Below are 8,643 nucleotides of genomic sequence, written 5' to 3'. Positions count from 1 at the left end.
ATCAGTACATCAAACCTTCGGCGTCCGATCACGGCGGCATGGCGTGGCACGAGATGCTGATGACGCTGTGATTATTTTTTAACCAAAAATAATTCATCACCTGATCGCGATCATAAAATTACGCTGAAAACTGCTCAACCATGTCAGTTAAATCACATGCAACGAGGAGGTTATGATGCGTACTACACTGATGACCTTGCCGGAGGTGGCGCGCTATCTTGGCGTGCCCTCCGCCACTTTAGCCTGTGCGATTTGCAATCGTGGCACGCTAGAGAAAGTCCCGCTACCCGCCGCGGTTGACGATACCGCGCCGTTGTCCTGCCGCTGCTGGACGCCACAAGATGTCCGCCAGTTCAGGCTGGCGATGATGCGGGCGCGGCGTGGGCACTGAAGAACAACTGGCGGCTTCAGGCTGCCAGTTTTCGTGCTTATCCAATCAGCGCTTTCGCCTTGGCGCGAATCTCAGCCAGTTCATTCGATGTGACATGGCTTTTTTTCACCGCTTTTCGGGCGCGCCAGTCAATGCTGGTCACCTGATCAGCCAGCGCGACACTCTCCCGTGCGCCTGACAGGATGACTTCAAAGGGATAACCCTTGGCCTGAGTGGTGCAGGGTACGCAAAGCAGCATGCCCACTTTGTTGTTATAGGCAAAAGGACTGAGGACGACAGCAGGGCGACGTCCACCCTGCTCGTGCCCCAGTGTAGGGTCAAAATCCAGCCAGATCAGGTCTCCGGCATCGGGTACAAAACGTGAAACCATTAGAGCAATTCCTTGCCAACTGAAGGTCCAAAATCAATTTTTTCATGGACGTTATCTTCAGTGATGCCGTCCAGCAGAGCATCAAGGGAATACTCCTTTTCTCTCACCGGGACAAGTATCAATTTGCCATCTTCCACGCTGAGTTCCAGTTTGTCGTCAACACTGAGCGCAGCAGATTGCATTACGCTGGCAGGGATGCGGATTGAAGGACTATTGCCCCATTTTTTTAACGTCACCGTGGTCATAACCAACCTCCTGCGAAATGTCGATACACTGTATATCATCGTTAAGGTTGATACAACGTAGATACGTCATTACCGCTTGAGCTGCCACCTTTAAACGCAGGAAAGCGTATCATCTAAGACAACGTTTTCGTGCTATTAGATACTCCAGTCTCGGTCAACGTCGCCCGCACATGAGGAAGACTTTGCGGATAATTCTGCTGAATAAACTCAATCATCTTCTCGCGCACGTAGCAGCGTAAATCCCAGGCGGTTGGGGAGTTCTGCGCAGTCATTAATAAACGAATCGTCATGGTTTTATCAGTGGTATCGGTCACCTGAAGCACCTGGGTTTGCTGATCCCAGAGTTTGGTTTCGCTGAGAACTTTTTCAAAATGCTGACGCAGCGGTTCGAGTGGCATTGAGTAATCAAGATATAGAAATACTGAACCTAATATTTGGGCATTATTGCGCGTCCAGTTCTGGAAGGCGTTCTCGGTAAAATAGGTAATTGGCAGCACCAGACGGCGCAGGTCCCAGATACGCACCACAACATAGGTCAGGTTGATCTCCTCAATCCAGCCCCATTCATTTTCAACCACAACGGCGTCATCAATTTTGATCGGTTGCGTGAAGGCGATTTGAATGCCAGCAAACAGATTAACCAGTGACTTCTGCAGCGCAAAACCAATGATGATGCCTGCCACCCCAGCGCCTGCGAGGATGGTGGTGCCGAATTTTCTCACGCCGGGAATACTGATAAGAATCAGGGAAAGGCAGAATGACACAAGCAGGACAATCGCGACCTTTTTGACATAAATGATCTGGGTGCGAATCTTCCTGGCGCGCAGGTTGTTCGACAGATTAATATCATAGCGAATAAATAGCATGTCCTGCGCGACGTTGGTCAATCTAATTAAGATCGAGCACAATGACAGAATGATAAAAACATTCAGTGTGGGGGTAATAAACGAAAGCGAATCGGGGTGAATATTCACATACTCGGCTCCGACGTTGATTAACATCAGTGGAATAAATAGAAACATTGAACCACGAAGATGCTTCTCAAGTGATTTGAATAATTTCCTGTCGCGATCCTGCCAGTAACGTATAAATCTAAGCAGTAAAAAACGAGCCAGAAAACCTGCTACAAGCGAAAGGGTGACAAGTAACACAGCAGGCACCCATGAAGGGGCGTCAGATAACTCATCAAATATCGATGGCATTATTTTCCCTCATTCTCAGCTGACAATATATCGTTGTCAGGTAAATTAAATGTTCAGTAACCGTTGTCTGTCCGGTTATCTGCTAACTATCTATTTGCTAATAATAAAATTAATTTAATATCCATCATTGATTCTGATGAAAACAATTTCATCATCATTGTCGAGTTTTAATTAAAAAAAGTGAATAAACCAACTCACTGAAAGTATAGACGATAATGAGTATTCTGTGTCAGGCAGAGTGTTTGAGGGGAAAACCGCTGCCCTAAAGCAGCGGTTATTATTTATTGCGTTATTTCCGGATGCTGAGCAACTAAATTGCGGCGCTTGTTTTTCAACGCCTCAATTTGTTCATCAATATCCTCGATGCGCTGCTCAATGCCATCATGATGCTCCTGCAGCAACTCTTTGGCTTCTTCAAGCGAGGAGGCAGCTGGGGTGTCACCATAGAGCGGTTTGTTAGCGGTTTCCCTCACGGTAAAACCGGTCACCACACCGATCGCACCCACTACCATCAGATACCATGCCGGCATATAAAGGTTGCCTGTCACTTCCACTAACCAGGCGGTAAGGGTAGGGGTAATACCCGCAACCAAAATGGAGATGTTATAGGTGCTGGCCAACGCGCTGTAACGCACTTCTGTCGGGAATAGCGCGGGCAGGGTCGAGGCCATCACGCCAATCAGACAGTTGAGTATGACCGCCTGAATCAACAATCCAAAAAAGAGTGCGACCAGGCTGTGATGGGTAATCAGCATAAAGGAGGGAATGGATAACAGCACCATTGCCACGCTACCAATAATGATAAACGGACGACGTCCAAATTTATCACTGAGTAATCCCATCACCGGTTGCACAAACAGCATCGCCAGCATGATAACCACAATGATCAAAACACCACGGTCTTCTGAATAGTGCAGATTGTGGGTCAGATAACTCGGCACGTAAGTCAGCAGCATGTAGTACGCCACGTTGGTGGTGATAACGATGCCGATGCAGGAGATCAGATTCCGCCAGTGTTTGCGTGCAATCTCTTTGAAAGGAACAGAGGGGCCTTCACTCAAACCTTGTTTGGAACCTTCTTCCATTGAATCCACATGCTTCTGGAATGCCGGAGTCTCTTCGAGCGCATGACGCAGGTAAAGGCCGACTAAACCTAGCGGCAACGCCATAAAGAAGGGAATGCGCCAGCCCCAGTCATTGAAGGTTTCCTGGCCCAGGATCGTGGTGAGCAGCACAACCACACCGGCGCCACAGACGAAGCCAACCAGCGAACCGAAATCAAGCCAGCTGCCTAAAAATCCGCGTTTACGGTCGGGTGAGTATTCCGCCACAAAGATGGAAGCACCGGTATATTCGCCCCCCACCGAGAATCCCTGAACCATTTTTGCAATAAGCAGCAAGACCGGTGCCCAGAAGCCGATGGTGGCATAGGAAGGAATAAGTCCGATACTGAAGGTGCTGAAGGTCATCAATATTATGGTGATGGCGAGAATCTTCTGACGGCCGTATTTATCACCCAATACGCCAAAGAACATTCCCCCTAGCGGGCGAATGATGAACGGTACCGAGAATGTGCCTAAAGCGGCGATGATCTGAATGCCAGGCGAGGCACCCGGGAAAAAAACTTTGCCTAAAACGGCTGCGACATAGCCGTATACCCCAAAATCGAACCACTCCATGGCATTACCCAGAGCGGCGGCGGTAATCGCCTTCTTGAGACGAGCATCATCAATGATTGTCACGTCCTTCAACCGCATCGGTTTAACCTTTTTACGTCTTAAACTAAGCATTACCATTCCCTTAAAAATCAATTGCTTTTGATTGATATCTAGTTATAAACAAACAGTAAAACGTCATAGTGAACCCAGCAAAAGCTGATGACCCTGATACAGCATAGACATAAATTTACAATTTGCCGGGAGAAACCCCGATTTAGCGGCTTTTTAGGCTGACGTATATAAGTAATCGCGAAAATTTGAGACGTAAGGACGGGCGTTCTCAGTGGTCAATACGGACTCACTGATGCTTGTTAAGCTCACAGGCTCATTGGCATCGTCACTGCGCCTTTATTCCGTGGCAGGAGTGAAGGCAACACGATGGGCTAAACACTATTTGGTCGACCATGCCAGATAATCGACCTTGTGCTGTTGACTAGCGATATTGCCATAATATGTTTTTTACTGGCAGTCTGTATTCATTCACTCAAGCACTGCGATAAATTTTAAATGAGTGGTTAACATGCAGCTTATTAATTAACAACCGAGATACCAAGATGCTGCAATATTAATGAGGCCTGGTAGTTGTCCAGCTTCACGCCCTGCATATCAACTTCACGCACATCGATTTCACCTGGCTCCGAGTTAGTCAGAACGCAATAAGTGAAATTGGCAGAAGGCCAGTCAAATGAAGAAAACTCACCGCATGAGAGGTCTGATCCACTGAATGTTGCGCCCAGAATATGAGTGCCAATCCAGCGGTTATCCCATAGCTCGCACTTCTCTAATACCACCTTGGATAAATTGGCGTAGCTGAGGTTTGTTTTGGTGATGTATGCACTGCAGAACCAGGTACGGGTTGTAATCATGTTCATGAAACTGGCACCGCGAAAATCGGCACCTTGTGCCATACAGCTACGAATCTCAATACCCAGCGCACTAACGTTTCTAAAGTCCGCCATGGAAAGATCGCAACTATTAAAGATGGCATCTTTCAGCGTGGCGCGGCTGAAATTACATCCTTTCTGGTTTTCACGATCGTAAAAAGTGCAACCAGTAAACTCAGTACCACTAAGGTCACAAGCAGAAAAGTCACAGTTCAAGAAAGTACTGTTTTCAATTTTCTCACCGGTAAACCGATTCTTGCCAATTTTCTCGCCAACTAAAGTTAGGGTCATGATGCTGAGCCTGTTTTTTTATACAGTAGTGTAGATGTTAAACTGATTTATAGCCGTGCGTCAAACGACAAAATCTGACTCACCGGTGGCAAAACTTGAATTGTCTGCGCTGAAAGAAGTAGGGAACTATATTATTTAGATTAATCTCTTTCAGCGCGAATGACGCTCAGGAATGATTAGATTTCAAGTGCAGCTATAATCGCAGATTCCATTTTCTCTGGCGTGGTGAACGGTGCAAAACGCTTAATAGGTTTGCCGTCACGGCCGATGAGAAATTTAGTGAAGTTCCACTTTATCCGACCGCCCAGCAAGCCGGGTAATTCGTCTTTCAGATAACCAAACACCGGATGCGTAGCCGCTCCGTTGACCTCCACCTTCTCGAACATCGGGAAGCTTACACCGTAGTTAATGTGGCAGGTTTGCGAGATCGCGTCGGCATCGCCGGGCTCCTGCTTACCGAACTGATTGCAAGGGAACCCCAGCACCATCAGCCCCTGGGCGGCATACTTCTTATAAAGCGCTTCAAAGCCTGCGTACTGTGGCGTGAAGCCGCAATGGCTGGCGGTGTTCACTACCAAAACCAGTTTGCCAGCGTAATCCGCCATGGAGATAAGCTGGCCGCTCAGGCTGGTGGCGGTAAGTTGATGAAAGGGGGTCATGTCTAAGTCCTCAAAGAACACCCGTTTAATTCTGCAGGATTTTTTTATACCCAGATTAATTACAGCGCAGCGAAAACCAACGCTCTGTTAATTCACACGGATCGATATCAATAACATCGGATCTTGCAAAGCAATATACATCAGAACCCATGGTCATTCCGCTATGATAGGATTCCAGCACCACTGAAAAAGTTATTTGGAGTGAAGAGTGACGCTTCCATCAATCCATGAATGGCATCAAAATGATTATCTCATTAGTACAGACAGCGCAAAGTTGGATGTGGAGGCGATACACCAGTATCTGACGCGCTCAACATGGGCGAAAGGCATAGACGTGGAAACCGTCACCGCTTCAGTTCAAAACAGCCTGAACTTTGGCATTTATCATCATCAATCTCAGGTCGGATTTGCCCGGCTCATAACAGATCATGCGACCTTCGCTTATCTTTGTGACGTGTATGTACTGGAAGCGCATCAGGGGGATGGGTTAGGCAGATGGTTAATGACATGCATTCATGACCATCCTTTATTTAACAGGCTCCGCAGGATCATGTTGTTCACCACGACAGCACCATGGCTTTATGAGAAATTTGGCTACGAGCCGGTCAATCGTCCTGATTATGCGTGGACGATCACGCGCCCAGATATTTACCTTAGCGATAACGACGAGAATTGATGCGCCGAGAGGGCTTATCGAAGGCGGTTTTGATTGCCGCCTGCAACCGTCAGCGTGCAGCAGACTGGTGGGCGATTTCCAGCAAAGCCGTTAAATTTTCCGGATAGTAGCGTTCCCCACTGCATATCAGTTCTTTCAGTTCCCACCAGTGATAGTCTGACATCACCTCGCGCTCGTGCATACTCCATCCCGCTGTTGAAATCTCCTGTTGAACAACATGCACCGTATAATAGTGCTCTTGTGCTAACACTACCTCGCCGCTGGGTAGTTGCATTTCAAACTCTCGGTAGCCGATGGCATCATCCAGCTGAGTACGTATAATGCCTGTCTCTTCAAAGAGTTCGCGAATCGCTGCCTGTTTCCAGCTTTCGTGATTTTCCAATGCTCCGCCGGGTGTGGCCCAATAACGTTGTCCATCCAGAGCATCGGCTTTATGGGTGAAACAAAACAACAGAACACGCTGCTGTGGGTCAATGATGAGTAATCGTGCTGAAGGCCGGGTATTCATTTTTGGCTCTCTTTCATCGTAACGTTAACTCTTTTAGAAGATATTGTCTGTGGTATCGTGATTCCGGTGTAATCCCCCTATTTTTCAGCGTGTTGTACCGATGTTTTCATCGCGTATAGACAAGCGCTCAGCAGTCAATTAACATTGACCTAGGCTAAACTTTTATTTGTACCAGATCAATGAAGATAAACGGAAAAACAGCGGGTGATATTTTCGATCAGATCCGCGCAAAGATTCAGTCCGGTGAACTCGCGCCCGGCACGATGCTGCCTACACTGCGTGATTTAGCCGGTGAGTTGGGCATTAATCGCAACACGGTTGCCCTGGCTTACAAGCGCCTCACGGATGCAGGTTTTGTGCTGTCCAGAGGCAGAAACGGCACCATTGTGCGTGAACCGATCGCGACGATTGATATTGAAGGCAGCGCACCGGGCCTGGCGATACGCGATCTCGCCAGTGGCAATCCTGCATCTTCGGTTCTTCCCTCTGTTAACCAACTTGTTACGCATATTCAAAATACACCGGGTTTGTACGGCGAACCGGAAATCCGGCCTGAACTTGAGGCGGCGGGTCTCGAATGGCTACAACCCGATCTCGATGTTCCCTTTGAATTAAATTTGACCAACGGTGCGGTTGATGCGGTTGAGAGGGTGCTTGCCAGTTACCTGATTGCAGGCGATCGCGTGGCGGTTGAAGACCCCTGCTTCCTGAGTAGCATCAGCACCTTGCGGCACAATCGTCTGCAGGCTGCGCCTGTAGCAATGGATACGGAAGGAATGCAGATTGAGGCACTATCACGTCAGCTTTCTGCGGGCGTCCAGGCGGTGATCATCACCCCTCGCGCCCACAATCCAACCGGCTTTGGCCTGAGCGCTGGCAGGGCAGAGGGCATACGTACTTTGCTGGCAAGTTATCCGCAGGTACTGGTGATTGTGGATGACCACTTTTCTCTGCTCTCAACACAGGATTATCACCACATTGTTCCGGCAAATACCCGTAACTGGGTGCTCATCCGCTCCCTGTCCAAGTTTCTTGGTCCTGATATGCGCATGGCCTTTGTTGCAAGCGATGAAGAAACGTCACAGCGTCTGCGTCAACGCCTGAATGCCGGGACAAACTGGGTCAGCCATATTCTGCAGGATATGGCTGCGGGCCATATGCGTTCGCCAGACTTTCAGCAATCCATTCTGGCCGCACGCGGGCGCTATTTGGGCCAACGAGAATTGCTGGTCAGCGCGTTGAAACAGCACGGCGTCACTGTTTCAGATCATCACGATGGCTTAAACGTGTGGGTTCCTTTAGCGCACAACAGTGCGGCAACGGTGATGCAAATGGCACAACGCGGCTGGCTGGTTCGCGGCGGAGAAGGGTTCATGCTGGACAGCACGAGTTCAGGGCTGCGGATCACCGTCTCTGAGATTGATGCACCGGAAACAGAGTTAATCGCTAAATCCCTGGCCGGGATTCTGTCACAGCAGCGTCAGATTCAGGCTACCAATAAGGGCTGAACAGGCCAGTACATTACTCATGGAGTTCTCTGCAATGCGCGTACATTTCATCGTACATGAAGATTTTGAAGCACCCGGCGCCTACGAAACATGGGCCATTAATCACGGCCATGATGTGTCTTACTCGCGGGTTTACGCCGGTGATAAGTTGCCAGGAGACGCGGAAGGTATCGATTTTCTGATTGTGATGG

At 48.7% G+C, this 8,643-nt stretch carries 10 protein-coding genes and 1 pseudogene; 4 read left to right on the top strand and 7 right to left on the bottom strand.

The window, feature by feature from the left end:
* The first annotated feature begins 175 nt into the window (after window positions 1-175).
* Window positions 176-391, top strand: a complete 216-nt coding sequence (locus tag H7A81_RS23330; protein WP_072017049.1) for a hypothetical protein — start codon at window positions 176-178, stop codon at window positions 389-391.
* 37 nt (window positions 392-428) lie between these two features.
* On the opposite strand, the gene mazF is transcribed toward H7A81_RS23330, so the two are convergent.
* The 6 genes from mazF to H7A81_RS23300 form a co-directional block, all read right to left on the bottom strand.
* The gene (gene mazF, locus H7A81_RS23325; protein WP_182058855.1) at window positions 429-761 is read right to left on the bottom strand and encodes an endoribonuclease MazF; all 333 of its coding nucleotides are present in this window, start codon (window positions 759-761) and stop codon (window positions 429-431) included.
* Complete coding sequence (locus H7A81_RS23320; protein ID WP_058961633.1) at window positions 761-1,006, bottom strand: AbrB/MazE/SpoVT family DNA-binding domain-containing protein; 246 nt, start codon at window positions 1,004-1,006, stop codon at window positions 761-763. Before H7A81_RS23320 ends, mazF begins: the two co-directional genes overlap by 1 nt.
* A 113-nt stretch (window positions 1,007-1,119) precedes the next feature.
* Entirely contained in the window at window positions 1,120-2,208 is a 1,089-nt protein-coding gene (locus H7A81_RS23315; RefSeq protein ID WP_097118754.1) for a mechanosensitive ion channel family protein, read from the bottom strand.
* Between the two features lie 281 nt (window positions 2,209-2,489).
* Window positions 2,490-3,998, bottom strand: coding sequence for a glycine betaine/L-proline transporter ProP (gene proP, locus H7A81_RS23310; RefSeq protein ID WP_166932516.1), 1,509 nt, complete (start codon window positions 3,996-3,998; stop codon window positions 2,490-2,492).
* A gap of 458 nt (window positions 3,999-4,456) precedes the next feature.
* Complete coding sequence (locus H7A81_RS23305) at window positions 4,457-5,101, bottom strand: Qnr family pentapeptide repeat protein (protein WP_182058854.1); 645 nt, start codon at window positions 5,099-5,101, stop codon at window positions 4,457-4,459.
* A 176-nt stretch (window positions 5,102-5,277) separates the two neighbouring features.
* Complete coding sequence (locus H7A81_RS23300; protein WP_182058853.1) at window positions 5,278-5,760, bottom strand: glutathione peroxidase; 483 nt, start codon at window positions 5,758-5,760, stop codon at window positions 5,278-5,280.
* Between the two features lie 208 nt (window positions 5,761-5,968).
* On the opposite strand from H7A81_RS23300, the gene H7A81_RS23295 reads away from it, so the two are divergent.
* Window positions 5,969-6,436: a GNAT family N-acetyltransferase gene (locus H7A81_RS23295; protein ID WP_160867020.1), complete on the top strand. Its 468-nt coding sequence runs from the start codon at window positions 5,969-5,971 to the stop codon at window positions 6,434-6,436.
* A 49-nt stretch (window positions 6,437-6,485) separates the two neighbouring features.
* Here H7A81_RS23295 and H7A81_RS23290 read toward each other — a convergent pair whose 3' ends face one another.
* Window positions 6,486-6,944, bottom strand: coding sequence for an NUDIX hydrolase (locus H7A81_RS23290; protein ID WP_182058852.1), 459 nt, complete (start codon window positions 6,942-6,944; stop codon window positions 6,486-6,488).
* A 179-nt stretch (window positions 6,945-7,123) separates the two neighbouring features.
* On the opposite strand from H7A81_RS23290, the gene ptsJ reads away from it, so the two are divergent.
* Together ptsJ and H7A81_RS23280 are read left to right on the top strand one after the other, a co-directional pair.
* A complete protein-coding gene (gene ptsJ, locus H7A81_RS23285; protein ID WP_182058851.1) occupies window positions 7,124-8,452 on the top strand; it encodes a transcriptional regulator PtsJ in 1,329 nt (442 codons plus the stop codon).
* Between the two features lie 34 nt (window positions 8,453-8,486).
* Window positions 8,487-8,643, top strand: a pseudogene (locus H7A81_RS23280) (glutamine amidotransferase); the annotation flags it as partial.

Origin of the sequence: Pantoea sp. ME81 (genome assembly GCF_903970985.1) — a bacterium.
Lineage (GTDB): Bacteria > Pseudomonadota > Gammaproteobacteria > Enterobacterales > Enterobacteriaceae > Pantoea > Pantoea communis.
Note: the sequence above shows the minus strand (reverse complement) of the source record. Positions and strands in the feature narration are given on the sequence as shown.

Coding starts and splice junctions, on each gene's coding strand:
- H7A81_RS23330 (WP_072017049.1), top strand. CDS start 176: ATGCGTACTACACTGATGACCTTGCCGGAGGTGGCGCGCTATCTTGGC.
- mazF (WP_182058855.1), bottom strand. CDS start 761: ATGGTTTCACGTTTTGTACCCGATGCCGGAGACCTGATCTGGCTGGAT.
- H7A81_RS23320 (WP_058961633.1), bottom strand. CDS start 1,006: ATGACCACGGTGACGTTAAAAAAATGGGGCAATAGTCCTTCAATCCGC.
- H7A81_RS23315 (WP_097118754.1), bottom strand. CDS start 2,208: ATGCCATCGATATTTGATGAGTTATCTGACGCCCCTTCATGGGTGCCT.
- proP (WP_166932516.1), bottom strand. CDS start 3,998: ATGCTTAGTTTAAGACGTAAAAAGGTTAAACCGATGCGGTTGAAGGAC.
- H7A81_RS23305 (WP_182058854.1), bottom strand. CDS start 5,101: ATGACCCTAACTTTAGTTGGCGAGAAAATTGGCAAGAATCGGTTTACC.
- H7A81_RS23300 (WP_182058853.1), bottom strand. CDS start 5,760: ATGACCCCCTTTCATCAACTTACCGCCACCAGCCTGAGCGGCCAGCTT.
- H7A81_RS23290 (WP_182058852.1), bottom strand. CDS start 6,944: ATGAATACCCGGCCTTCAGCACGATTACTCATCATTGACCCACAGCAG.
- ptsJ (WP_182058851.1), top strand. CDS start 7,124: ATGAAGATAAACGGAAAAACAGCGGGTGATATTTTCGATCAGATCCGC.